The organism is Streptomyces sp. MB09-02B (assembly GCF_033794485.1).
In the GTDB taxonomy this organism is placed as follows: domain Bacteria; phylum Actinomycetota; class Actinomycetes; order Streptomycetales; family Streptomycetaceae; genus Streptomyces.
Genome location: NZ_JARGEE010000034.1, coordinates 14168 through 36162, shown reverse-complemented (window position 1 = coordinate 36162; position 21995 = coordinate 14168). Strand labels below are relative to the sequence as shown.

General features: G+C 69.5%; 30 protein-coding genes. 22 read left to right on the top strand and 8 right to left on the bottom strand.

Translation table 11 applies throughout. From position 1 onward, the window contains the following. Both P1P70_RS07960 and P1P70_RS07955 read right to left on the bottom strand, forming a co-directional pair. The coding region (locus P1P70_RS07960; RefSeq protein WP_319235743.1) for an RNA repair domain-containing protein at positions 1 to 2607 on the bottom strand (2607 nt) is incomplete at its 3' end. A 19-nt stretch (positions 2608 to 2626) separates the two neighbouring features. After that, positions 2627 to 4339: an RNA ligase family protein gene (locus tag P1P70_RS07955; RefSeq protein ID WP_319235742.1), complete on the bottom strand. Its 1713-nt coding sequence runs from the start codon at positions 4337 to 4339 to the stop codon at positions 2627 to 2629. A gap of 96 nt (positions 4340 to 4435) precedes the next feature. On the opposite strand from P1P70_RS07955, the gene P1P70_RS07950 reads away from it, so the two are divergent. Continuing rightward, positions 4436 to 5143, top strand: coding sequence for a YoaK family protein (locus P1P70_RS07950; RefSeq protein ID WP_319235740.1), 708 nt, complete (start codon positions 4436 to 4438; stop codon positions 5141 to 5143). A gap of 236 nt (positions 5144 to 5379) precedes the next feature. Here the strand turns inward: P1P70_RS07950 and P1P70_RS07945 are convergent, their stop codons facing one another. The 6 genes from P1P70_RS07945 to P1P70_RS07920 form a co-directional block, all read right to left on the bottom strand. Beyond that, positions 5380 to 5958, bottom strand: a complete 579-nt coding sequence (locus P1P70_RS07945; RefSeq protein WP_319235739.1) for a YrhB family protein — start codon at positions 5956 to 5958, stop codon at positions 5380 to 5382. A 30-nt stretch (positions 5959 to 5988) separates the two neighbouring features. Beyond that, a complete protein-coding gene (locus tag P1P70_RS07940; RefSeq protein ID WP_319235737.1) occupies positions 5989 to 6690 on the bottom strand; it encodes a toxin glutamine deamidase domain-containing protein in 702 nt (233 codons plus the stop codon). Further along, positions 6683 to 7723, bottom strand: coding sequence for an ADP-ribosylglycohydrolase family protein (locus tag P1P70_RS07935; protein WP_319235744.1), 1041 nt, complete (start codon positions 7721 to 7723; stop codon positions 6683 to 6685). Before P1P70_RS07935 ends, P1P70_RS07940 begins: the two co-directional genes overlap by 8 nt. Before the next feature lie 448 nt (positions 7724 to 8171). After that, a complete protein-coding gene (locus P1P70_RS07930) occupies positions 8172 to 10160 on the bottom strand; it encodes a putative T7SS-secreted protein (RefSeq protein WP_319235735.1) in 1989 nt (662 codons plus the stop codon). Further along, positions 10160 to 10891: a hypothetical protein gene (locus P1P70_RS07925; RefSeq protein ID WP_319235734.1), complete on the bottom strand. Its 732-nt coding sequence runs from the start codon at positions 10889 to 10891 to the stop codon at positions 10160 to 10162. Before P1P70_RS07925 ends, P1P70_RS07930 begins: the two co-directional genes overlap by 1 nt. Continuing rightward, positions 10888 to 11448: a hypothetical protein gene (locus tag P1P70_RS07920; protein ID WP_319235732.1), complete on the bottom strand. Its 561-nt coding sequence runs from the start codon at positions 11446 to 11448 to the stop codon at positions 10888 to 10890. Before P1P70_RS07920 ends, P1P70_RS07925 begins: the two co-directional genes overlap by 4 nt. 672 nt (positions 11449 to 12120) lie before the next feature. Here P1P70_RS07920 and rpsJ point away from each other — a divergent pair. From rpsJ to rplO, 21 genes are all read left to right on the top strand, one after another. Continuing rightward, positions 12121 to 12429 carry a 30S ribosomal protein S10 gene (rpsJ, locus tag P1P70_RS07915; RefSeq protein ID WP_003948644.1) on the top strand — a complete coding sequence of 103 codons (309 nt, stop codon included), beginning with the start codon at positions 12121 to 12123 and terminating at the stop codon, positions 12427 to 12429. Positions 12430 to 12446: 17 nt separating this feature from the next. Beyond that, positions 12447 to 13091: a 50S ribosomal protein L3 gene (gene rplC / locus P1P70_RS07910; protein WP_005481233.1), complete on the top strand. Its 645-nt coding sequence runs from the start codon at positions 12447 to 12449 to the stop codon at positions 13089 to 13091. Between the two features lie 7 nt (positions 13092 to 13098). Further along, positions 13099 to 13755, top strand: coding sequence for a 50S ribosomal protein L4 (gene rplD / locus P1P70_RS07905; protein ID WP_230219577.1), 657 nt, complete (start codon positions 13099 to 13101; stop codon positions 13753 to 13755). Continuing rightward, the gene (gene rplW, locus P1P70_RS07900) at positions 13755 to 14174 is read left to right on the top strand and encodes a 50S ribosomal protein L23 (protein ID WP_215448529.1); all 420 of its coding nucleotides are present in this window, start codon (positions 13755 to 13757) and stop codon (positions 14172 to 14174) included. The genes rplD and rplW overlap by 1 nt, the downstream gene beginning before the upstream one ends. 38 nt (positions 14175 to 14212) lie before the next feature. Further along, positions 14213 to 15049 (top strand): 50S ribosomal protein L2, encoded by an 837-nt coding sequence (gene rplB, locus P1P70_RS07895; protein WP_319235730.1) that lies wholly within the window; start codon positions 14213 to 14215, stop codon positions 15047 to 15049. A 12-nt stretch (positions 15050 to 15061) separates the two neighbouring features. Continuing rightward, a complete protein-coding gene (gene rpsS / locus P1P70_RS07890) occupies positions 15062 to 15343 on the top strand; it encodes a 30S ribosomal protein S19 (RefSeq protein WP_005481224.1) in 282 nt (93 codons plus the stop codon). A 42-nt stretch (positions 15344 to 15385) separates the two neighbouring features. Further along, positions 15386 to 15733, top strand: coding sequence for a 50S ribosomal protein L22 (gene rplV, locus P1P70_RS07885; RefSeq protein ID WP_004571827.1), 348 nt, complete (start codon positions 15386 to 15388; stop codon positions 15731 to 15733). Further along, a complete protein-coding gene (gene rpsC / locus P1P70_RS07880; RefSeq protein ID WP_013001414.1) occupies positions 15733 to 16566 on the top strand; it encodes a 30S ribosomal protein S3 in 834 nt (277 codons plus the stop codon). The genes rplV and rpsC overlap by 1 nt, the downstream gene beginning before the upstream one ends. A gap of 5 nt (positions 16567 to 16571) precedes the next feature. Next, positions 16572 to 16991 (top strand): 50S ribosomal protein L16, encoded by a 420-nt coding sequence (rplP, locus tag P1P70_RS07875; protein WP_004927269.1) that lies wholly within the window; start codon positions 16572 to 16574, stop codon positions 16989 to 16991. After that, positions 16991 to 17215: a 50S ribosomal protein L29 gene (rpmC, locus tag P1P70_RS07870; RefSeq protein ID WP_059079052.1), complete on the top strand. Its 225-nt coding sequence runs from the start codon at positions 16991 to 16993 to the stop codon at positions 17213 to 17215. Before rplP ends, rpmC begins: the two co-directional genes overlap by 1 nt. Continuing rightward, positions 17215 to 17502 (top strand): 30S ribosomal protein S17, encoded by a 288-nt coding sequence (gene rpsQ, locus P1P70_RS07865; RefSeq protein WP_006130775.1) that lies wholly within the window; start codon positions 17215 to 17217, stop codon positions 17500 to 17502. Before rpmC ends, rpsQ begins: the two co-directional genes overlap by 1 nt. Positions 17503 to 17607: 105 nt before the next feature. Beyond that, entirely contained in the window at positions 17608 to 17976 is a 369-nt protein-coding gene (rplN, locus tag P1P70_RS07860) for a 50S ribosomal protein L14 (protein ID WP_003992364.1), read from the top strand. 2 nt (positions 17977 to 17978) lie between these two features. After that, positions 17979 to 18302, top strand: coding sequence for a 50S ribosomal protein L24 (gene rplX, locus P1P70_RS07855; RefSeq protein ID WP_149825917.1), 324 nt, complete (start codon positions 17979 to 17981; stop codon positions 18300 to 18302). Continuing rightward, the gene (gene rplE, locus P1P70_RS07850; protein WP_005481216.1) at positions 18302 to 18859 is read left to right on the top strand and encodes a 50S ribosomal protein L5; all 558 of its coding nucleotides are present in this window, start codon (positions 18302 to 18304) and stop codon (positions 18857 to 18859) included. The genes rplX and rplE overlap by 1 nt, the downstream gene beginning before the upstream one ends. A 5-nt stretch (positions 18860 to 18864) precedes the next feature. After that, positions 18865 to 19050 carry a type Z 30S ribosomal protein S14 gene (locus tag P1P70_RS07845; protein WP_003948630.1) on the top strand — a complete coding sequence of 62 codons (186 nt, stop codon included), beginning with the start codon at positions 18865 to 18867 and terminating at the stop codon, positions 19048 to 19050. Positions 19051 to 19264: 214 nt separating this feature from the next. After that, positions 19265 to 19663: a 30S ribosomal protein S8 gene (rpsH, locus tag P1P70_RS07840; protein WP_013001411.1), complete on the top strand. Its 399-nt coding sequence runs from the start codon at positions 19265 to 19267 to the stop codon at positions 19661 to 19663. Positions 19664 to 19688: 25 nt separating this feature from the next. Further along, the gene (gene rplF / locus P1P70_RS07835) at positions 19689 to 20228 is read left to right on the top strand and encodes a 50S ribosomal protein L6 (RefSeq protein ID WP_086752865.1); all 540 of its coding nucleotides are present in this window, start codon (positions 19689 to 19691) and stop codon (positions 20226 to 20228) included. Between the two features lie 3 nt (positions 20229 to 20231). Continuing rightward, positions 20232 to 20615, top strand: coding sequence for a 50S ribosomal protein L18 (gene rplR / locus P1P70_RS07830; protein WP_005481210.1), 384 nt, complete (start codon positions 20232 to 20234; stop codon positions 20613 to 20615). Between the two features lie 39 nt (positions 20616 to 20654). Continuing rightward, positions 20655 to 21263: a 30S ribosomal protein S5 gene (gene rpsE / locus P1P70_RS07825; RefSeq protein ID WP_013001409.1), complete on the top strand. Its 609-nt coding sequence runs from the start codon at positions 20655 to 20657 to the stop codon at positions 21261 to 21263. Beyond that, complete coding sequence (gene rpmD, locus P1P70_RS07820) at positions 21263 to 21445, top strand: 50S ribosomal protein L30 (protein ID WP_045559458.1); 183 nt, start codon at positions 21263 to 21265, stop codon at positions 21443 to 21445. Before rpsE ends, rpmD begins: the two co-directional genes overlap by 1 nt. A gap of 2 nt (positions 21446 to 21447) precedes the next feature. Beyond that, positions 21448 to 21903 carry a 50S ribosomal protein L15 gene (gene rplO, locus P1P70_RS07815; RefSeq protein WP_059079051.1) on the top strand — a complete coding sequence of 152 codons (456 nt, stop codon included), beginning with the start codon at positions 21448 to 21450 and terminating at the stop codon, positions 21901 to 21903. Positions 21904 to 21995 lie beyond the last annotated feature (92 nt).

The window sequence follows — 21995 nt, the reverse complement described above, 5'->3', positions numbered from 1 at the left end:
GCCCTCGTCCGCGAGTCCGTCCGCGCCCCCGCCCCCGTTTCCCTCCACCGTCACGATCGCCCAAGCGACGTGGCGGCGGTGGAGCGGGGGAGGGGCGAGGAGGACGGACAGAGGGCTCCCCTCTTCCAGCAACTCCCAAGCCCGGAACAGCTCTTGGGTGATCAGGTCCCGCATACCCGCCGTCACCTGGTCCGTGCACGAGCGGACCGGGGCCGAGGGGGTGGCGATGGTGAGGGGGAGGAGCGGGCCGGAGCCGTCCGCGAGGTCGCCCACCGGCTCGCGCCAGTCCCACGCCGCCCACGTCGCGAAGAAGTGCCGGAGGAGTTCGGCCGGCGGCAGGCCGCCCGCGTCACCCGCCTCCCGCGCCGTGCGGGCCGCCAGCACGGACCACGCCAGGCCCGGAACCCCGCCGAACAGTGCCGAGTCCAGGCCCCTCGCCCTCGCCCACGCCTTGACCTGCCCGGCCAGCCGCGTGAACGCCGGACCGTGTGCGCCCACCGACGCGAGCACGGCCTCCGCGTCGCTCACCGCGCTGAGCGCGATCGCCGCCGCCTCGCCCAGCTCGGCCCGCCGCGCCACCGCCTCCGCCGGATCCAGCACGCCGGTGGCCACGACCGCCAGATCCACGTCCAGCCCGTCGACCCGCAGCCGTACGCCGGGTACGCGCGCGCCGGTCACCTCGCGCACGTCGCCGACCGACGCATGCGTCATCGCGGCCAACTTCGCCTGCACATCGGCCAGTTCGACCGGTCCTGGCAGTGCCGCCACCAGGTCCAGGTCCGCCCCCGGCAGCGCGCAGCCCATGCGCCGGGAGCCGACCACGTGCACGACGCCGTCCGGGAGTGCCTCCGCGATGAGGACAGCGGCCCGGTCGGCCACCTCGTCCCCGCCGGCCCCGCCCACCTCGTACGGCGTCGACTCCTCCGCCCACCGCACCTCTCCCGTCCCCAGGCTCACCGTCCCGCGCACCCGCATGGGCTCGTCCCCGCGCCGCGACACCAGCGCCAGTTCGCCGACCTTCGCCCGCATGGGGGTCAGCCGGGCCTCGCAGGCCGTGGCCAGGGCGTTCGGGTCGGTGGTGCGGCCCAGGCTGAGGTGAGGGGTGAAGCCCTCGCGGCGGCCCCGGCAGTGCGGGAAGTGCCGTACGAGGGTGCTGTGCAGGTCGGCCCACGGGCCCTCCCCGGCGGCCGCCGGGTCGAGCCACACCGTCGCGTCGTCCCGGTGCCCGAACCAGTGCACGCCCTCCAGCCGGGCGTCGAACGGAGGTGCCGCGGCCGTCATCGACGACGCGAGCACCGCGGCCGCCTCCTCGAAGGCGTGTTCCGGTACGAAGCCGAAGAGGAGGTTCACATGGGGCGGCCAGCGGTGGATCTGCGGGTCGTGCTCCCGGCGGACGGCCTGGATCGGCGGCCACAGCTCCTCGGGAGGCAGCCACGCCAGTGCCGTACGGGCCGTCGGCCGGGCGGCGAGGCTCGCGGGAGCGCCCGTGTCCGGGGCGTCCGGTGTCACCTCCGCCCGCACGCCGTAGTGGTCCGAGATGTACAGCCCCTCCGGCGTCGGCACGTCCCCGCACAGGTCGGCCCGCACCACCCGCAGCCCCGCCCCGCGCAGCAGCACCCGGTCCAGACGGGACGCCCGCCCCGACAGGGACGAGATCGCGGCCAGCGGGTTGGTGCCCGGGTCGAAGGTCGGGGTGGCGTCGGCGGCGCCGTGGGCCTCGCTCCAGGCGTCCCGCATGCCGAGGGTCAGCTGAGGTGTGTCGCCGCCGTCGTTGAAGTCGCCGAGCAACAGCAGATCGGTGTCGAGGCCCGCCAATCCCTCGGCGACACGGGCCAGTTCGGCGGCTCGGCGGCCGACGCCGTCCGTGGAGTGGTCACTGCTCAGATGCGTCGCCGCCACGACGAGGGGGCGTACGCCGGTCTCCACGACGACGGCGGTCACCGCCTTGTGCGGCCCCAGCGCGTGGAACGCGGCCTCGCGGACGGGCAACCGGCTCAGGAGGAGCAGACCGCACTCGTCCACGTCCCGCCCGCGCGGATCCGTCCCGAGGGCCCAGTCCTCCCGAACCCAGGGCTCGCGCAGCAGCATGGCCAGCAGCTCCGCCTCGACCTCCTGCAACGCGATCACGTCCACGTCGGCCTCACGCAACGCCCGCAGCAGCAACGGCCTGCGGCGGGCGCTGTCGACGAGGTCGGCGTCGTAGCGGTCCCAGAGGGTGTTCCAGGTCAGCACCCGCACGTCCCCGAGGCCGGGTGGCGCGGCCGAGGCCCCGCCCGGCGCACGAGTCGCGGGCGCCCATGCCTCGTCGTCCCACACGTGCGGTGTGCGCGCCGTGAAGAACGGCGCGCGGAGCAGACGCGCTTCCCTTACGCGCCCCGCGTCCGTCGCGTCGATCCGGTCCACCCCCGTGGCCCGGTCCCAGACCAGCTCGCCGTCCGCCTCGATGAACAGCACCCGGTGCCACGGGATCTCGCCGCCGGGCACGAACGCGGGCAGCGGGACCCGCTTGGGCGCGGCGTTCCGTTGCAGGACGCCGAGCACGAAGCGGGCCGGGTCGAAGCGCGTGTCCCAGCGCACCCGGTGGTAGATCTCCTCGCTCGTCCGCACGGTTCCTCAGACCTCTTCCTCAGATCTCGTTCTCCATGGTCCCGCTCGCACCGACGTACCAGGTGCGGTGCGCGTCGCCCGGATACGGCGGGGCGAAGCGGCGCAGCTGGCCGGTGAGCACCTCGGGCGGCACCGGATGCTCGCGCCGGGCGTTGCGCCGTACGAGCTCGTCCTCGTCGACCAGGACCACGGCGTGGGTGATCAGCGCGTTGCGGCGGTGGGCGATCGCGTGCACCAGTGAGCGCTGCTGGTGCGTGAGGGAGGTGGCGTCCCACACCGTCGTCCCCCCGGCGGCGAGCGCCGCGTCCAGCCGGTCCAGCCCGGCGCGCAGCACCTCGGCGTTGGCCGCCTGGTCGGCGCGTGCGCCGCGCGCAGCGCGCAGGTCGTCCAGTGATACATACGCGTCCACTCCCGCGAGCCCCCGCGCGAACGAGGTCTTGCCGCTGCCCGCCGGACCGACCAACTGGATCAGCCCCGGGAAGGCCCCCGACCTCCACCGCCAGGTGGCCGCGACGGCCTCCTGGACCCCGGCGGAGGTGCCGATGGGGCCCCCGGCGGGGCCGCCCCCACCGATCCGCCCCCGCACGTACGCCTCCCGCGCCTCGGCCCGGCACCGGACCGCCGCGTCGGCCGACAGCTCCGCGAACGCCTCCGCCAGGGCCCCCTCGTCGAGGCCCCGCACCTCCTCGGCGTGCAGCGCCGACCACTCCACCTGTTCGCGCGCCTCGTCCGTCGCCGCCGTGGCCCGGGCGACCGCGTGCAGCAGACCGAGATCGGCGGCCAGGGACAGCCGGGCCAGGCCCGTCCGGCGGTCCTCGTCGGGATAGGGCCGGTGCAGCGCGGGGTGCAGCCCCACCAGGTCGGCGACCCGCCGCGCGAGCGGCATCCCCACGACCCCGGCCAGCCGGGCGGCCACCCGGGCCCGCCGGCCGCCCGGGACGTGCTCGTGCAGCAGCGCGGCCAGGACGCCGGCGAGCCGCTCGTCCCCCGTCCGCCCCTCCGGGTCGAAGCGGGCCACGGCCTCCCGGTCCCCCTCGCCGGGCAGTCCAACGGCCTCCGCCAGCGCGTCGGCGTCCGCAGGCGCGCCGGAGCGCACGGCCCACAGCGGCGCACGCGCCCCCAGCCCGTTCTCCACGACGGCCGCATGCATCCAGTGGGTGTCCGTCCGTACATGCCCGGCCCGCACCCACTTGGCGACGCACGCGCCGAACTCGTCCGCGGCGAAACCGTCCACGACCCGGACGACGTACCCCTCCTGCCGCCCGAGGTCCAGCCGCAGGGCGCGCAGCGCCTTCTCGTCGAACACGCCCCGCCACAGCACCCGCGGCACGGGCACCCCGAGGCCGTGCAGAAAGGCCACGGTCCGGTCCCAGTCCAGGCAACGCCCGTCCCCGTCCCACACCGAGAAGCCGTAGAACCAACTGTCCAGGTCGTCGTACGCGATCGAATGCCGGGCGAACACGTTCTCGCCGCACACCCGCCAACCGTGGGGTATGGCAGGACCGATCCGGGCCTGGAGCGCCTTGACCCAGGTACGGGAGGGGTGGTGCGCGGAGTCGAGTGAGCGGGCGTGCACGCCGTCGGCGTACAGGGTGGTGTTCTCGCCGTCGAGCTTCTCGGTCACGACGACCTCCCGGCCGCGCAGGCCGGACAGGTCGGTGACCCGTAGATCGTCGACGGTGGCGCCGGGGGACCAGGGCAGATGCCGGGTCCGCGGATAGTGCGTACGCATGATGGACGTTCCCCCGTGACAGCCGACTTACCTGATCAGAGTAGGAGTGCGGCTCGTGGGCGGGCGAGCGGATTATCGGCGGCCTAGGGTCCGGGTATGAAGCCCCGAGCGGGCGTCGGGCTCACCTCGGTCATGGTGGCGCTCACGCTGACGACCGGCATGATCGAAGCCGTCAGCTTCCTCGTCCTCGGCCCGGTCTTCACCGCGGTGCAGACCGGTAACCTCCTCTTCCTCTCCTTCGCGCTCACCGGCGCCGTGGATCTGTCACCGACCGCCTCGGTGGTCTCGTTCGCCGGTTTCGTGGCCGGAGCGGTACTGGGCTCCCGCTTCGAGTCGACCGTGGACGCGCACGGCCACCGCTGGTTCGGGCCCGCGCTGATCGTCGAGGCCCTGCTGCTGGGGCTCGGCGGACTGGTCGCCTGGCGCACGGGCCTCACCACGCCGGGCTCCCCGGCCGACGACCCGCACTACGCGGTGATCGCCCTGGTCGCCGTCGCCATGGGCATGCGCAACATCACCACCCTGCGGGCACGGGTCGCGGACCTGCCCACCACGGTCTCCACCCGCGCCCTGACCGCCCTGCTCGGCGGCCTCACCGACCCCCGCATCGGGGCGGGCTCCGGAAAGGAGGGCCGCCGCCTCGCCTCGGTCGGCGCGATGTTCACCGGGGGCCTCCTGGGCGCCTGGCTCCTCCACGAGGACATCCACCCGGCGGTGGTCCTGCTGCTCCCCGCCCTGCTGGTGCTCGCCCTGGGTACGGCCTACTGGGCGATGCCGCGCCGGCGTACGTCGGAGCCGGGCTGAGGCTGACCGTGGTCATCGCGCGACTGCCCTCACCCCTCACCCTTGCGCCTCCAGGTTGAGGCTGCGCCTCTCGCCGGGAGGAGCCGGTCGTCCCCGGTCGCCCCGCCGGATCGAAGCGGGCTACGGCCCCCCGGTCCCCTCGCCGGGTACCTCGACGGCCGCACGCGAGGCCGACCCCCATTCGGGCGCCGATGAGGGAGCGGCCGCAGGTCTCCCAGGGGCGGCCTCGCCCCTTCTCAGCGGTAACGGATCACGTGCAGTCGGTGCACGCCTGTCGGGTCCAGGGACGCGGGGGAGCCGGTCGCCCCGTCGACCAGCATCACGCCGCCCGCGATCTTGGGAGCGGTCACCAGCCATCCCACCGCCTCGCGCGACCGGCCGTCCGTGCGGCGCACCCAGACCAGGGCCCGCGCTTCGGCGGGCAGCACCGACAGGGCCTCGAGCGCGTCCGGCCAGTCCGCGTGCTCGGACACGGAGAGGACCGAGCCCAGCTCCGAGAGCGTCGGTTCGAACCAGGACGCGCGGCCGGGCTGGGGCGGTACGGGGACGTCCGCCGAGCCGGGGGTCTCACCGGCGTCCCAACGGGCCAGCCAGGCCCAGGGATCCGAGTTGGGCAGGCCGAACGGCGCGGTGTCGTCCTTGGGGACGACGAGGGTGGCGTCGAGGAGGGCGTCCTGCCAGTGGCCGTCACGCAGAAAACGGACGGTGTTGCAGGAGAAGACCCAGCCGCACCGGGTCTCGTCCTGGGCCGTCGGGGCTGCCAGGTCGACCTGCCCCTGATACGCGTCGTCGAGCCAGAGCCGGGCCTTGGCCACGGCTTCGGCGAAATCCGCCGCCGACCGCTCCTACGGAAGCCGCCGGCGGCCGTGTGCGACGGGCAGGGCACGGAGGAGGACTAGCTCGCGCACCAGGTCCGTGTCGAGCCGGGCGAGCGACGACGTCAGCCCGTCCAGCAGGACGACCTGGCCCCCGTTGTTGTGCGCGTACAGCAGGTTGCCGGTCGCCTCGTGGCCGCCGATCTCGCGTCGTACCCACACCACGCCCCGGGTGTCCGGGCCCGGCTCGGTGACGGCTTTGACCACGTCGTCCCAGCCACCGACCGGGACCCGCGTGAACTCGGGGAAATAGCGGCGCTTCAGCCGCGCCACCCAGCCCGGCGCCTCGTCGGCCGGACGCCAGGGGAGGGGGACGGATCGGGCGCCGTCGATCGCCGCGTGCAGGGTCACCGTGCAGCCCCGGGCGTTGATCCGGCGGGGCTGGCCCGAGACCCGGGCCGCCGTCTCCTGAGGGGATGCGGCCGCGAGCAGGTCGGCGAGCGGGTCGCTCGGGGCTGGGTGGAACGGGGAGCCGCCGTCCTTGGGGACCGCCACCGACGCCGCGAGCATCGGCGTACGCGGATAGCCGGACTGGGGGACTGTCCGGCAGGCCAGCACCCACGCCGTGTCCGTCTCGTGCACCGGATGCGGCGCGGTCGGTTCGACGAGACCGCCGTACGTGGCCGCGAGCCAGTCCGCTGCCCGCCGCTCCGGGCCCGGCAGCTCAGCCACGAGCACCGCGTCCGCCGCGCGGACTCGCGGCGTGTCCGGTGTCGCCCGTGTCCCAGGGTGCGAGCATCACGCGCATCTGGTCCCGGTACTCCACGCCCCGGGACCAGGCTCCCGGCCAGGTGGCTCCCACAGAGGCCCCCGCGAACGCCCCGGCCAGCGCCGCGATCGAGTCCGAGTCACCCGAGGACCACGCCGCCCGGCGCACCGCGGTGACCGGCTCGTCGGGAAAGAGGAGGAAGCAGTACAGGGCGGCCGCCAGCGCTTCCTCGGCGATCCAGCCCGCGCCGGTCACCGCGCAGGGGTCCTGGTCCGGGTCCGGCGCGCGCAGCGCCGCCTCGACCCTGTCCAGGGCGCGCAGGCACTCGTCCCAGCCGTGGGCGATGTACGCCGACGGATCCGTGGCGCCGGCGCGCTGCGCCAGGTCCCCGAGCCAGGCGGAGTGGTAGGTCGTCCGCGACTTCAGGGCGTAGTGGCGGAGCCAGGGGAGGAGTTCCACGGGGGCGCAGTTGTGGGTGAGGAGCCAGACGGCGTAGGCCGTCAGGTCGCTCGCGGCCAGTGCCGTCGGGTGGCCGTGGGTCAGCGCCGCCTGCAACTGGGCCGCACCGGCCCGCTGTTCGGCGGTCAGGCCCGGTACCAGGCCGACCGGGGCGACCCGCATGTTCGCTCCGCAGCCCTTCGACCCCAGCACGCTGGCCGCCTGCCACGGCCCGCCGCGTTCGAGCGCGGCACAGGCGGTCAGACAGGTCTGGCCCGGGGCGCGGTTGTTGTCGGGGGAGTGCAGCCACTTCACGAAGTGGGCGCGCAGAGCCGGTTCGAGCGTTGCGGCCGAGAACGGCTCGACGGCGTCCCGCGTCACGTCCACCAGCGCGTCCCCGACCGCCAGCGCCATCTGGGTGTCGTCGGTCACCAGCGCCACACCGTTGGTGAACGGCAGTTCCAGTTCCCGCCAGGTTCCGTATCTGGCGGTCATCTGGTCCAGGCTGAGGAACTCGGTCGGATAGCCCAGCGCGTCCCCGATGGCCAGGCCGACCATCGCGCCCGTCGCCCCGCCCTTGACCCGGTCCAGGCCCCACTTCTTCCTGGCGAGGTCGTCGACCACGATGATGCTGGACGCCTCGGTGAGCGAGCCCGGGACGACATGGCTGCGGGGGCTGAAGGGCGAGTCGCGGATCAGCTCGGCCAGCGCGGCGGTGGGGGCGATGCCGCGTTGCTTGGCGTTGCGCATCCTGTCGCCCCACACGCCGAATTCGTTGTGGGCCGCGGGGCTCGCGTCGCTTCGGACACGCACCCCGCCGGCCTCGTCCTCGTCGTTGGCCCACACGTAGCCAATCACCTGCTCGGTGGTGTCGGCCACGGCAAGGTACTGGACCGGCTTGTCCGTGTGGCGGGCGTAGCGTGGCGGCCCTCCCGTCACCACGAACGCCATGTCCGCTTCGAAGCGATGATTCTTCCGCGGTTGCGAGTCCATAAAAACACCCATCCTAGTTACTCGGAAGTACGTGGCCGTAGATTTGATACTGGCCGTTCTCGTCCTCGAAGGCGCGGGTCACTTTGTAACTCATTCCCCGGCCCAGCAGCAATTCTCGCTCGGTCACTCCGAAATCGCTGACATTCTCGATCCACGTCCCATGAGTTCCCTCGGGAACACGCAGACGCAGAATCGCTTCCTTTCCTTCGAAGCTGGGCACCGGATGGTTTCCGAGTGAGCTTGACGTATAGCCAGGATCGGTGATTTCCCTGCCGACCAAGTCTTTGACGTCTTCGAATTCCACATGACGGATGCCTGTGCCGCGAACGACCATGACGTCCTCCGGGATCGGCTTCCCGGCGAGAGCCCTGTCGACTTCCTCGATATTGCGGAGCACTTCTGGAGTGCCCCATTCCTCCTTACCGCGAAGGAACCCGTTCATCTCCTTGTAGGTGGCCGAACCCGGCGCGCCAGGAATCGGCGGTTCCTTGCTGTAATCCCTGAGCGCATCCTTGGCGGAGTCCGGAAGGTCGTCCACGTAATTGTTCCAGTGGTCCCGCCCGTAGGAGACCGCCGAGTCGGGATCCCTGAACGACACCGCGCCGTCGCTCAGCTCGGCGGCGGCCACCTCATGGCGCTGTGCGTGGGTGAGGCCGTTCCACACGTCGTCGGGGACGTGTGGGGAGTGCTGGAAGCCATTGTCCGGCGTCCCGCCGTTGAGGTCCCTGATACCCGGATAGTTCTCGTCAAGGAACTTCTGCGCCGCCGCCGCATCCATCGAGTCCGCGTGCAGGGCGCGGCCCGTCGGGGCGAGGTCGTCGGCGAGCCGCACCCCCTGGGACGTCAGATTCGAGGCGCCGGCCTCCAGCCCCTCCTTCACACCGACGCGGATTCCGGTGCGGGCCAGGCCCGCACCCTTCGTCCCGAGGAGTTCGGGGAGGAGGCGGCCGATGAACTCGGAGCGGTCCTTCTGGAAGCCGTCGACGACGGCCTGGGCGACGCGTTCGGGGTGGGCGGCGGTGGAGACGAGGCCGGAGAGCGTCATGTTGACGTTCTCTATGTAGGCGGCCGGGTGGGTGACGTTGTACGGGTCGAGGGGGTTCAGGCCGCGGACGAAGTTGACCAGGCCCGCGGTGCCCTTGAGGGCGCCGCCGACGACATGGGTGAGTTCGGTGTAGTAGGCCTGGGCGCCGTCGACGAGGTTGTTGCCGAGGCGGTCGAGCGGCGGTGGTTCGGCGGGGGCGTGGGCGAGGGCTGCCCTGACCTTGGTCTGGGTCTCGGAGGCGACGGAGTTGCGCTGCTTGCGGGCCTGGGCGAGCTTGTCGCGCGCGGCCCTCATGTCGGCGATTCCGGGGTCGTGGAACGGCTCGGGCTGAGGCCCTGGATCCTGGTCCGCCCTGATCTTGGCGTTGTAGGCGTCGACCTTCTTGTTGTAGGTCTCCACGGCCGCCACGGAGGCCTTCTTGCCCTGCTTGTACAGGGCGATGGCTTCCTGGGCCTGGGTCTGTGCCCACTTGACGGTCTCGGCGTAGGCATCCAGCGCTCCCGCCGCCGTCTCACAGGCGTCGGCGGCGTGCAGCCACTTCGTGGGGTGCACACTGAACTTCTCCCGGAAGGCGTTACCGCTCTCGCCCTTCCAGGTGGAGGAGTCGACCTTCTTCATCCCCGTGCCGACCTTGTCGAAGGCGGCCTGGAAGTCCTTGAGGTGCTTGGCGCTCTCCCGGATCTTGGCGGGGTTGCCGTGAATGAGCTCGTCGGCCTCCTCGCTCTCGCCGAGTTGCTGCTCGCCGGGCATGGCGCCGAGGTCGGCGGCAAGCTCGTCACCGAAGTCCTCCACCGCGTCGGCTGCGCCGTGCAGGCCGACGTAGTCAAGCCCGTCGCCGACCTTGTCGGTGGCGTAGTCGACACCCTCGCCGAGCTTCTTACTGCCCTCGTCGACAAGGTGCTCGCCGACCTTCAGGCCGGCGTTGAGGCCGTCCCGGATGCCATCGACGATGCCCACTACTGCCCGCCACCGGCCTGCTGCTGGGCGGCGGCCTCCGCGCGCGCCTCGGGCGAGGGCCCGAACGTGTTGTCGAGCATCTCGTCGTACTCGGCGTCGGACACCCCGAAGGTCTCGTGCAGGTTCTCGGGGTTGAGGCCGAGGGGACCGGCGGTGTGCGAGGTCATCACGTCGCGGCCGGCGTCCATCCAGCCCTGCTTGATGTTCTCGCCCGCCCGGTCCCAGGACTCCTGGCTGTAGTCGACGTTGCCGCCCCACACCCCGGACGCGGCGATGTCACCCAAGCCCATCCGGGTGACCTCGTCCTCGGTGGCGTACGGATTGCCGATGGCGGCGTTCGCCACGACCTTGAACGAGCCCTCGATGTACTGCTCGGTCTCGTAGAGGGTGCCGGCCGCCAGGCCCGTCTTGATCGCGAAGCCGTTGCCCTCGTTGATGAGCGCGCGCACTCCCCACTCCCAGCGCTCGCAGAACGAGCCGAACGTCTCGGTCAGTCCCTCGTGCCCCAGCTCCAGGCCGTTGAGGGCGATGTCACCGAAGCCGCGCCCGGCCCCGGACATGCCGACCATGCCGAGTTCCTTCAGTTCGCCGAGTGCGTCGGTCAGCCCCTTGGCGACCAGGTCCATGCCCTCGGTCTTCAGGTCCGGAGCGCCGCCGCCCATGAACAGCGGCACGAGATCGCTGGCCACCGGTACGCCTCCACCGGTCACGGCCTCCCCGTCGACACTCATACGGCACGCCCTTCTTCACGGTCGACAGCGACCTCGTCCGGTACGACGCCCCGCACCGGCGGGAACACCACGCCGTCCGGGCCGTCCGCGCAGTCCAGCGCCACTCCGCAGGGCACGCCGACCGCGGGTACCACCGCATCCAGCAGGTGCGAGCCGAGGATCGTCCGGTAGACCCACTCGCGGTGGTACTCGCCTCGTTTCTCGGCGTAGCGGGCCAGCGCCTGACCATGAGAGAAGGCGAGGATGAAGCGGACGCCGTTCCAGTCGGCGGTGAGCAGGCCCCGCTCACCGGCAGGTCCGGGACCCTCGCCCAGCGGCACCAGCACCGGCGTACTCCGGAACTCCTCCAGCACATCGAGGAACCGCTGCCTACGGGCCTCGGCCTCGGGGTCGTCGGCAGCGCGTTCGAGTGGGGGCTCCGCAGCCGGCTGAGGGGGTGGCAACCGCGTGTCGGTCGGCTCCCTCGGCGGGACCGTCATCTCCGCGTATTCCGCGAGTCGCGATCTCGGAACCTTGCTCTCCGGCGGCTCGCTGGGTCCGCCCCCGTACTCAGACACGCCGATGATTATGGCGGCCGTGATCTACGAGGAGGCGCCCAGCTCCTGCACGCGCCCGGGACGCACATGGTTCACGCACGATCTACAGAAAGTCGCCGCATCCATGAACGCCCCGGAGGCCGGGAACGCTGGGTTCCGGGGTCCGGGCACAGGATCCTGCGCCGCTCCTCTGATGGTCGGCGGATGGATCACCTTCGGCCCGCCGGCGGAGTCGGCCGGGATCCGGGTCGGCCCCGTGCACCGCTGCCGCGGGCCCGGGTTTGACCTCCGTCACTCTCGGGGTAATCTCTCCGGCTCGATTGGCGGAGGCGCTGCGCCGTATGGCAGACTAGCGGGGTTGCTCGGTCGAGTGTTGATGCTGCGCGCCTCCCGCCGGGAGGACCGGAAGCGAGTCCCACAGTACTCGTCGCCCCAACTGCCCTATGGGCAGCGCTGGAGCGGACGTACGGGAATCTTTCGGGAAGCAAGGTGCGGCGCCGACCAGGCACCCGGTGGGCCTCCGCCCCCGGCCCGCGGTACCGGAAGGGCCGTGTTTCCCAGACTGGGGATGCTCGAACAAGGGGCATCTGTGTCAGCGGGAGCGCGACACGCCCGACCGCGTGGGTCGGAGGAGCGGGTGACGGAACACCGGGTTCCAGAGCGTTAAACGAGACAAAGGACTACTGAGTAGCCATGGCGGGACAGAAGATCCGCATCCGGCTCAAGGCCTACGACCACGAGGTCATCGACTCCTCGGCGAAGAAGATCGTCGAGACGGTGACCCGCACTGGTGCGTCGGTCGCGGGCCCGGTGCCGCTGCCCACTGAGAAGAACGTGTACTGCGTCATCAAGTCGCCGCACAAGTACAAGGACTCGCGCGAGCACTTCGAGATGCGCACGCACAAGCGCCTGATCGACATCCTCGACCCGACGCCCAAGACCGTTGACTCTCTGATGCGACTCGACCTCCCGGCCGGTGTCGACATCGAGATCAAGCTCTGAGGGTCGGTGATCTGAGAATGGCTAAGCAGATCAAGGGAATCCTGGGCGAGAAGCTCGGCATGACGCAGGTGTGGGACGAGAACAACCGTGTTGTTCCGGTCACCGTCGTCAAGGCCGGCCCCAACGTCGTGACCCAGGTCCGTACGAACGATGTCGACGGCTACGAGTCGGTCCAGATCGCCTTCGGCGAGATCGACCCGCGCAAGGTGAACAAGCCCCTCAAGGGTCACTTCGCCAAGGCCGACGTCACCCCCCGCCGCCACCTCGTCGAGATCCGCACCGCGGACGCCTCCGAGTACACGCTGGGCCAGGAGATCTCCGCCGAGGTCTTCGAGGCCGGTGTCAAGGTGGACGTGACCGGCAAGAGCAAGGGCAAGGGCTTCGCCGGTGTCATGAAGCGTCACAACTTCAAGGGCCTCGGCGCCGGACACGGCACCCAGCGCAAGCACCGCTCCCCCGGCTCCATCGGTGGCTGCGCCACCCCGGGCCGTGTGTTCAAGGGCCTCCGCATGGCGGGTCGCATGGGCAACGAGCGGGTCACCACCCAGAACCTGACCGTCCACGCCGTTGACGCGGAGAAGGGTCTGCTGCTCATCAAGGGCGCGGTTCCCGGTCCGAACGGCGGCCTCGTCCTGGTCCGCACCGCGGCCAAGGGGGCCTGAGGTACCGATGAGCACTGTTGACATCCTTTCGCCTGCCGGCGAGAAGACCGGAAGCGTCGAACTCCCCGCGGAGATCTTCGGCGTGGAGAAGGTCAGCATCCCGCTGATCCACCAGGTCGTCGTCGCGCAGAACGCGGCTGCCCGCCAGGGCACGCACAAGACCAAGACCCGCGGCGAAGTCCGTGGTGGCGGTAAGAAGCCTTACCGGCAGAAGGGCACCGGCCGCGCCCGTCAGGGCTCGACTCGCGCGCCGCAGTTCGCCGGCGGTGGCGTCGTCCACGGCCCGCAGCCGCGTGACTACTCGCAGCGGACCCCGAAGAAGATGAAGGCCGCGGCCCTGCGCCACGCCCTCACCGACCGGGCCCGCCACAACCGCATCCACGTCGTCTCCGGCGTGATCGAGGGCGAGAACCCCTCCACGAAGGCCGCCAAGTCGCTGTTCGGCAAGATCTCGGAGCGCAAGAACCTGCTCCTGGTCGTCGAGCGTGCCGACGAGGCCGCGTGGCTCTCCGCCCGCAACCTGCCCCAGGTGCACATCCTGGAGCCGGGCCAGCTGAACACGTACGACGTGATCGTCTCGGACGACGTGGTCTTCACCCAGGCCGCTCTCGAGTCCTTCGTCGCCGGCCCGAAGGCCAACGACACCGAAGGGACTGAGGTCTGATGGCCATCCGTCACCCCTCCATCGCCTCCAAGGCGGCCAAGGCCGCCAAGGCCGCGCGCGTCGCCAAGGCGCGTCGTCACGCCGCCGAGGGCAAGAACACCGTCGTCACCGCGCCCAGCAAGGCGTTCACGGACCCCCGTGACGTGCTGCTGAAGCCGGTCGTGTCGGAGAAGAGCTACGCGCTCCTCGACGAGGGCAAGTACACGTTCATCGTGGCCCCCGGCGCCAACAAGACCCAGATCAAGCAGGCCGTCCAGGCGGTCTTCTCGGTCAAGGTCACCGGGGTCAACACGATCAACCGCCAGGGCAAGCGCAAGCGGACCCGCACGGGCTTCGGCAAGCGTGCCGACAGCAAGCGCGCGATCGTGACCCTCGCCGAGGGCGACCGTATCGACATCTTCGGCGGTCCGACCGCGTAAGCGGGTCGGATCGTCCGATATCGGACGAGGACTGAGAAATGGGAATCCGCAAGTACAAGCCGACTACGCCGGGCCGTCGTGGTTCCAGCGTCGCCGACTTCGTCGAGATCACGCGGTCCACGCCGGAGAAGTCGCTGGTCCGCCCGCTGCACAGCAAGGGCGGCCGTAACAACACCGGTCGTGTGACCGTTCGCCACCAGGGTGGCGGACACAAGCGCGCCTACCGTGTCATCGACTTCCGTCGTCACGACAAGGACGGCGTGCCGGCGAAGGTCGCGCACATCGAGTACGACCCCAACCGCACCGCGCGCATCGCGCTGCTGCACTACGCGGACGGCGAGAAGCGCTACATCCTCGCCCCGCGCAACCTGCAGCAGGGCGACCGAGTGGAGAACGGTCCCGGGGCCGACATCAAGCCGGGCAACAACCTGGCGCTCCGCAACATCCCGGTCGGTACCACGATCCACGCGATCGAGCTCCGTCCCGGTGGCGGCGCCAAGTTCGCCCGCTCCGCCGGTGCCTCCGTGCAGCTGCTCGCGAAGGAGGGCGCCTACGCCCACCTCCGCATGCCGTCCGGTGAGATCCGCCTGGTCGACGTGCGCTGCCGCGCCACCGTCGGCGAGGTCGGCAACGCCGAGCAGAGCAACATCAACTGGGGCAAGGCCGGCCGCAAGCGCTGGCTGGGCGTCCGCCCGACCGTCCGCGGTGTGGCGATGAACCCGGTTGACCACCCCCACGGTGGTGGTGAGGGCAAGACCTCCGGTGGTCGCCACCCGGTCAGCCCCTGGGGTCAGAAGGAGGGTCGTACTCGCTCGCCGAAGAAGGCTTCGAGCAAGTACATCGTCCGCCGCCGCAAGACGAACAAGAAGCGCTAGGAGCGGGTTTAGATGCCGCGCAGTCTCAAGAAGGGGCCCTTCGTCGACGACCACCTGATCAAGAAGGTGGACGTACAGAACGAAGCCGGTACCAAGAACGTCATCAAGACCTGGTCCCGTCGCTCGATGATCATCCCGGCCATGCTCGGCCACACGATCGCGGTGCACAACGGCAAGACCCACATTCCGGTGTTCGTCACCGAGTCGATGGTCGGCCACAAGCTCGGCGAGTTCTCGCCGACGCGCACCTTCCGGGGTCACGTCAAGGACGACCGGAAGTCGAAGCGCCGCTAACAGCGGGGTGGAATGACCATGACAGACACTGGAAGGACAACCATGGAAGCCAGGGCCCAGGCGCGGTACATCCGCGTCACGCCCATGAAGGCCCGCCGCGTGGTGGACCTCATCCGTGGCATGGACGCCACGGAGGCTCAGGCGGTCCTGCGTTTCGCCCCGCAGGCCGCGAGCGTGCCGGTCGGCAAGGTGCTGGACAGCGCCATTGCCAACGCCGCACACAACTACGACCACACGGACGCCTCTTCGCTGGTCATCAGCGAGGCGTACGTGGACGAGGGCCCGACCCTGAAGCGGTTCCGTCCGCGTGCCCAGGGCCGTGCCTACCGGATCCGCAAGCGGACCAGCCACATCACCGTGGTCGTCAGCAGCAAGGAAGGAACCCGGTAATGGGCCAGAAGGTAAACCCGCATGGGTTCCGGCTCGGTGTCACGACCGACTTCAAGTCGCGTTGGTACGCCGACAAGCTGTACAAGGACTACGTCAAGGAAGACGTCGCCATCCGTCGGATGATGACGTCCGGCATGGAGCGCGCCGGCATCTCCAAGGTCGAGATCGAGCGCACCCGTGACCGCGTCCGCGTGGACATCCACACCGCGCGTCCGGGCATCGTCATCGGCCGCCGTGGCGCCGAGGCCGACCGCATCCGCGGTGACCTCGAGAAGCTCACGGGCAAGCAGGTCCAGCTGAACATCCTCGAGGTCAAGAACCCCGAGACGGACGCTCAGCTGGTTGCTCAGGCCGTCGCCGAGCAGCTCTCCTCCCGCGTCTCCTTCCGCCGCGCCATGCGTAAGAGCATGCAGTCGGCGATGAAGGCCGGCGCCAAGGGCATCAAGATCCAGTGCGGTGGCCGCCTCGGTGGCGCCGAGATGTCCCGCTCGGAGTTCTACCGCGAGGGCCGTGTGCCCCTGCACACGCTCCGCGCGAACGTGGACTACGGCTTCTTCGAGGCCAAGACGACCTTCGGCCGTATCGGCGTGAAGGTCTGGATCTACAAGGGCGACGTCAAGAACATCGCCGAGGTCCGCGCCGAGAACGCCGCTGCCCGCGCCGGCAACCGCCCGGCCCGTGGCGGCGCTGACCGCCCGGCCGGCCGTGGTGGCCGCGGTGGCGAGCGTGGCGGTCGCGGTCGTAAGCCGCAGCAGGCTGCCGGCGCCGAGGCCCCCAAGGCCGAGGCTCCCGCTGCCGCCGCTCCGGCTGAGAGCACCGGAACGGAGGCCTGAGGGACATGCTGATCCCCCGTAGGGTCAAGCACCGCAAGCAGCACCACCCGAAGCGCCGTGGCCAGGCCAAGGGTGGTACGACGGTCGCGTTCGGCGAGTACGGCATTCAGGCCCTCACGCCGGCGTACGTGACCAACCGCCAGATCGAGGCGGCCCGTATCGCCATGACCCGCCACATCAAGCGTGGCGGCAAGGTCTGGATCAACATCTACCCGGACCGCCCGCTCACGAAGAAGCCTGCCGAGACCCGCATGGGTTCCGGTAAGGGTTCGCCGGAGTGGTGGATCGCGAACGTGCACCCGGGCCGGGTCATGTTCGAGCTGTCCTACCCCAACGAGAAGATCGCCCGTGAGGCCCTGACTCGCGCCGCCCACAAGCTGCCGATGAAGTGCCGGATCGTCAAGCGCGAGGCAGGTGAAGCGTGATGTCGGCCGGTACCAAGGCGTCCGAGCTGCGCGAGCTGGGCAACGAGGAGCTTCTGAACAAGCTCCGCGAGGCCAAGGAAGAGCTGTTCAACCTCCGCTTCCAGGCGGCGACCGGACAGCTCGAGAACCACGGCCGTCTGAAGGCGGTCCGCAAGGACATCGCGCGGATCTACACCCTGATGCGCGAGCGTGAGCTGGGCATCGAAACGGTGGAGAACGCCTGATGAGCGAGAACAACGTGACTGAGACGAACACCGAGGCGCGCGGATTCCGCAAGACCCGTGAGGGCATCGTCGTCAGCGACAAGATGGACAAGACCGTCGTCGTCGCCGTCGAGGACCGCAAGAAGCACGCCCTGTACGGCAAGGTCATCCGCAGCACGAGCAAGCTCAAGGCCCACGACGAGCAGAACGCCGCCGGCGTCGGCGACCGCGTCCTCCTGATGGAGACCCGGCCGCTGTCCGCCACGAAGCACTGGCGCGTCGTCGAGATCCTCGAGAAGGCCAAGTAATTTCCTGCGGGGTAAATCCGCAGGTCAGTTCCGCCAGGCTCGGCAGGGGCTCCCTCGTGAAGAGGCGGCCCCTGCCGGGAACCGGCAGACAATCAGGAGATAGACGTGATCCAGCAGGAGTCGCGACTGCGTGTCGCCGACAACACTGGTGCGAAGGAGATCCTTTGCATCCGTGTGCTCGGTGGCTCCGGTCGCCGCTACGCGGGCATCGGTGACGTCATCGTCGCCACCGTCAAGGACGCGATCCCCGGCGGCAACGTGAAGAAGGGTGACGTCATCAAGGCGGTCATCGTTCGCACCGTCAAGGAGCGCCGCCGTCCGGACGGCTCGTACATCCGCTTCGACGAGAACGCCGCCGTCATTCTCAAGAACGACGGCGACCCTCGTGGCACCCGTATCTTCGGCCCGGTCGGCCGGGAGCTGCGCGAGAAGAAGTTCATGAAGATCATCTCGCTCGCGCCGGAGGTGCTGTAAGCATGAAGATCAAGAAGGGCGACCTGGTCCAGGTCATCACCGGTAAGGACAAGGGCAAGCAGGGCAAGGTCATCGCGGCCTTCCCCCGCGAGGACCGCGTCCTGGTCGAGGGTGTCAACCGGGTCAAGAAGCACACCAAGGCCGGCCCGACCGCCAAGGGTTCGCAGGCCGGTGGCATCGTCACGACCGAGGCCCCGATCCACGTCTCCAACGTCCAGCTGGTCGTGGAGAAGGACGGCAAGAAGGTCGTCACGCGTGTCGGTTACCGCTTCGACGACGAGGGCAACAAGGTTCGCGTTGCCAAGCGGACGGGTGAGGACATCTGATGGCTACCACCACGACTCCGCGTCTCAAGACGAAGTACCGCGAGGAGATCGCGGGCAAGCTGCAGGAAGAGTTCTCCTACGAGAACGTCATGCAGACCCCCGGCCTCGTCAAGATCGTGGTCAACATGGGTGTGGGCGACGCCGCCCGCGACTCCAAGCTGATCGAGGGCGCCATCCGCGACCTCACCACGATCACCGGGCAGAAGCCGGCCGTCACCAAGGCCCGCAAGTCCATCGCGCAGTTCAAGCTGCGTGAGGGCCAGCCGATCGGTGCCCACGTCACGCTCCGTGGCGACCGCATGTGGGAGTTCCTGGACCGCACCCTGTCGCTCGCGCTGCCGCGCATCCGCGACTTCCGTGGTCTGTCCCCCAAGCAGTTCGACGGCCGTGGCAACTACACCTTCGGTCTCACCGAGCAGGTCATGTTCCACGAGATCGACCAGGACAAGATCGACCGTACCCGGGGTATGGACATCACCGTGGTGACCACGGCGACCAACGACGCTGAGGGCCGCGCCCTCCTTCGTCACCTCGGCTTCCCCTTCAAGGAGGCGTGAGCGAGATGGCGAAGAAGGCTCTGATCGCGAAGGCTGCTCGCAAGCCCAAGTTCGGCGTGCGTGGCTACACGCGCTGCCAGCGCTGCGGCCGTCCCCACTCCGTGTACCGCAAGTTCGGCCTCTGTCGCGTGTGCCTTCGTGAGATGGCTCACCGTGGCGAGCTGCCGGGCGTGACCAAGAGCTCCTGGTAGTCCCTTCTTTTAGGGATTCCAGAAGCTCTCGGTAAGCACTGGGCGTGTCAGGCGCCCACCCATCCATGGCTTAGGCTTGGAGGGTTGGGCGCCTGACGGTAGCCCGTACGACTTACTACGCCGTAGGTCCCCGCACCGCACCCGTCCCGCCACCGAGTGGGGAGAGGGATGGCGCATACAGGAAACCCCGGCGAGAGAGGCCGAAGGCCAATTCATGACCATGACTGATCCGATCGCAGACATGCTTACGCGTCTGCGGAACGCGAACTCGGCATACCACGACTCCGTGACGATGCCGGCATCGAAGATCAAGTCTCACATCGCGGAGATCCTCCAGCAGGAGGGCTTCATCACGGGCTGGAAGGTCGAGGACGCCGAGGTCGGCAAGAACCTCGTTCTCGAGCTGAAGTTCGGCCCCAACCGTGAGCGCTCCATCGCGGGCATCAAGCGGATCTCCAAGCCCGGTCTCCGGGTTTACGCGAAGTCCACCTCCCTGCCCAAGGTGCTGGGCGGCCTCGGCGTGGCGATCATCTCCACGTCCCACGGGCTCCTCACCGACAAGCAGGCCGGCAAGAAGGGCGTAGGCGGAGAAGTTCTCGCCTACGTCTGGTAGCGGAAAGGAATCGGAGGAAAAAGCTATGTCGCGTATTGGCAAGCTCCCCATCACGGTTCCCGCCGGCGTGGACGTCACCATCGACGGCCGTACGGTCTCGGTCAAGGGCCCCAAGGGCTCGCTGACCCACACCGTCGCTTCGCCGATCGACATCGCCAAGGGTGAGGACGGCGTTCTCAACGTCACCCGCCCCAACGACGAGCGTCAGAACAAGGCCCTGCACGGCCTGTCCCGCACGCTGGTGGCGAACATGATCACCGGCGTGACCACGGGTTACGTGAAGAAGCTCGAAATCAGCGGTGTCGGTTACCGAGTGCAGGCCAAGGGTTCGAACCTCGAGTTCGCGCTCGGCTACAGCCACCCGATCACCGTCGAGGCGCCCGAGGGCATCACCTTCAAGGTGGAGAACCCCACCCGGTTCTCGGTCGAGGGCATCGACAAGCAGAAGGTCGGCGAGGTTGCGGCCAACATCCGCAAGCTGCGCAAGCCCGACCCGTACAAGGCCAAGGGCGTCAAGTACGAGGGCGAAGTCATCCGCCGCAAGGTCGGAAAGGCGGGTAAGTAAGCCATGGCATACGGTACGAAGATCGCTAAGGGCGACGCTTACAAGCGTGCTGCCATCAAGCGGCGCCACATCCGGATCCGTAAGAAGGTCAACGGTACGGCTGAGCGTCCCCGCCTGGTCGTGACCCGCTCGAACCGCCACATCGTGGCCCAGGTGATCGACGACCTCAAGGGGCACACCCTTGCGTCGGCGTCCACCCTGGACTCGTCGATCCGTGGTGCTTCGGAAGACAAGTCGGCGCAGGCCGGCAAGGTCGGCGCCCTGGTCGCCGAGCGTGCCAAGGCCGCCGGTGTCGAGGCCGTCGTGTTCGACCGTGGTGGTAACCGGTATGCGGGTCGCATCGCGGCCCTGGCCGACGCCGCCCGCGAGGCCGGGCTCAAGTTCTGAGCTCGCTGCGTAGCTAGCGGAAAGAGAGAGGTAAATCCAATGGCTGGACCCCAGCGCCGCGGTGGCGGTGCCGGTGGCGGCGAGCGGCGGGACCGGAAGGGCCGTGACGGCGGCGCAGCTGCCGCCGAGAAGACCGCGTACGTTGAGCGCGTTGTCGCGATCAACCGCGTCGCCAAGGTAGTGAAGGGTGGTCGTCGCTTCAGCTTCACTGCGCTCGTCGTAGTGGGCGATGGCGATGGCACCGTGGGTGTCGGTTACGGCAAGGCCAAGGAGGTGCCGGCCGCCATCGCCAAGGGTGTTGAGGAGGCCAAGAAGCACTTCTTCAAGGTCCCCCGTATCCAGGGCACCATCCCGCACCCGATCACGGGCGAGAAGGCCGCGGGCGTCGTCCTGCTCAAGCCTGCTTCCCCCGGTACCGGCGTCATCGCCGGTGGCCCGGTGCGTGCCGTGCTCGAGTGCGCCGGTGTGCACGACATCCTGTCGAAGTCGCTCGGCTCGTCGAACGCGATCAACATCGTGCACGCGACCGTGGAGGCCCTGAAGGGTCTGCAGCGTCCCGAGGAGATCGCGGCCCGCCGTGGTCTGCCCCTCGAGGACGTCGCTCCCGCGGCTCTGCTGCGTGCGCGTGCCGGGGCTGGTGCTGCGTAATGGCACAGCTCAAGATCACGCAGACGAAGTCGTACATCGGCAGCAAGCAGAACCACCGTGACACCCTGCGTTCCCTTGGTCTCAAGGGCATCAACACGCAGGTCGTCAAGGAGGACCGCCCCGAGTTCCGCGGCATGGTGCACACCGTCCGCCACCTCGTGTCGGTCGAGGAGGTCGACTGATCATGGCGGAGAACAACCCGCTCAAGATCCACAACCTCCGTCCCGCCCCCGGTGCCAAGACCGCGAAGACCCGTGTCGGTCGTGGTGAGGCGTCGAAGGGTAAGACGGCCGGTCGTGGTACCAAGGGTACGAAGGCCCGCTACCAGGTTCCGGAGCGCTTCGAGGGTGGCCAGATGCCCCTCCACATGCGTCTCCCGAAGCTGAAGGGCTTCAAGAACCCCTTCAAGACGGAGTTCCAGGTCGTGAACCTGGACAAGCTCGCCGCCCTCTACCCCGAGGGTGGGGAGGTCACCGTTGCCGACCTGGTCGCCAAGGGTGCCGTCCGCAAGAACAGCCTCGTCAAGGTCCTCGGCCAGGGCGAGATCTCCGTGGCGCTGCAGGTGACGGTCGACGCCGTCTCCGGCTCCGCCAAGGAGAAGATCACCGCCGCCGGCGGTACCGTCACCGAGCTCGTCTGAACACACCAGGTGTCTCGATGACTTGAGCGATCCCGACCGGGGATACCCCACAAATGGGGTATCCCCGGTTGGTCGTTCCAAGGGAAGCAGTC

Coding starts and splice junctions, on each gene's coding strand:
- rpsJ (WP_003948644.1), top strand. CDS start 12,121: ATGGCGGGACAGAAGATCCGCATCCGGCTCAAGGCCTACGACCACGAG.
- rpmC (WP_059079052.1), top strand. CDS start 16,991: ATGTCGGCCGGTACCAAGGCGTCCGAGCTGCGCGAGCTGGGCAACGAG.
- rplE (WP_005481216.1), top strand. CDS start 18,302: ATGGCTACCACCACGACTCCGCGTCTCAAGACGAAGTACCGCGAGGAG.
- rplR (WP_005481210.1), top strand. CDS start 20,232: ATGGCATACGGTACGAAGATCGCTAAGGGCGACGCTTACAAGCGTGCT.
- P1P70_RS07845 (WP_003948630.1), top strand. CDS start 18,865: ATGGCGAAGAAGGCTCTGATCGCGAAGGCTGCTCGCAAGCCCAAGTTC.
- rplO (WP_059079051.1), top strand. CDS start 21,448: ATGGCGGAGAACAACCCGCTCAAGATCCACAACCTCCGTCCCGCCCCC.
- rplF (WP_086752865.1), top strand. CDS start 19,689: ATGTCGCGTATTGGCAAGCTCCCCATCACGGTTCCCGCCGGCGTGGAC.
- rplB (WP_319235730.1), top strand. CDS start 14,213: ATGGGAATCCGCAAGTACAAGCCGACTACGCCGGGCCGTCGTGGTTCC.
- rpsQ (WP_006130775.1), top strand. CDS start 17,215: ATGAGCGAGAACAACGTGACTGAGACGAACACCGAGGCGCGCGGATTC.
- P1P70_RS07935 (WP_319235744.1), bottom strand. CDS start 7,723: ATGGTCGGCCTGGCCATCGGGGACGCGCTGGGCTATCCGACCGAGTTC.
- rplX (WP_149825917.1), top strand. CDS start 17,979: ATGAAGATCAAGAAGGGCGACCTGGTCCAGGTCATCACCGGTAAGGAC.
- rpsS (WP_005481224.1), top strand. CDS start 15,062: ATGCCGCGCAGTCTCAAGAAGGGGCCCTTCGTCGACGACCACCTGATC.
- P1P70_RS07950 (WP_319235740.1), top strand. CDS start 4,436: ATGAAGCCCCGAGCGGGCGTCGGGCTCACCTCGGTCATGGTGGCGCTC.
- P1P70_RS07955 (WP_319235742.1), bottom strand. CDS start 4,339: ATGCGTACGCACTATCCGCGGACCCGGCATCTGCCCTGGTCCCCCGGC.
- P1P70_RS07925 (WP_319235734.1), bottom strand. CDS start 10,891: ATGAGTGTCGACGGGGAGGCCGTGACCGGTGGAGGCGTACCGGTGGCC.
- rpsE (WP_013001409.1), top strand. CDS start 20,655: ATGGCTGGACCCCAGCGCCGCGGTGGCGGTGCCGGTGGCGGCGAGCGG.
- rpsH (WP_013001411.1), top strand. CDS start 19,265: ATGACCATGACTGATCCGATCGCAGACATGCTTACGCGTCTGCGGAAC.
- rplP (WP_004927269.1), top strand. CDS start 16,572: ATGCTGATCCCCCGTAGGGTCAAGCACCGCAAGCAGCACCACCCGAAG.
- rplC (WP_005481233.1), top strand. CDS start 12,447: ATGGCTAAGCAGATCAAGGGAATCCTGGGCGAGAAGCTCGGCATGACG.
- rplW (WP_215448529.1), top strand. CDS start 13,755: ATGGCCATCCGTCACCCCTCCATCGCCTCCAAGGCGGCCAAGGCCGCC.
- rpsC (WP_013001414.1), top strand. CDS start 15,733: ATGGGCCAGAAGGTAAACCCGCATGGGTTCCGGCTCGGTGTCACGACC.
- rpmD (WP_045559458.1), top strand. CDS start 21,263: ATGGCACAGCTCAAGATCACGCAGACGAAGTCGTACATCGGCAGCAAG.
- rplV (WP_004571827.1), top strand. CDS start 15,386: ATGGAAGCCAGGGCCCAGGCGCGGTACATCCGCGTCACGCCCATGAAG.
- rplD (WP_230219577.1), top strand. CDS start 13,099: ATGAGCACTGTTGACATCCTTTCGCCTGCCGGCGAGAAGACCGGAAGC.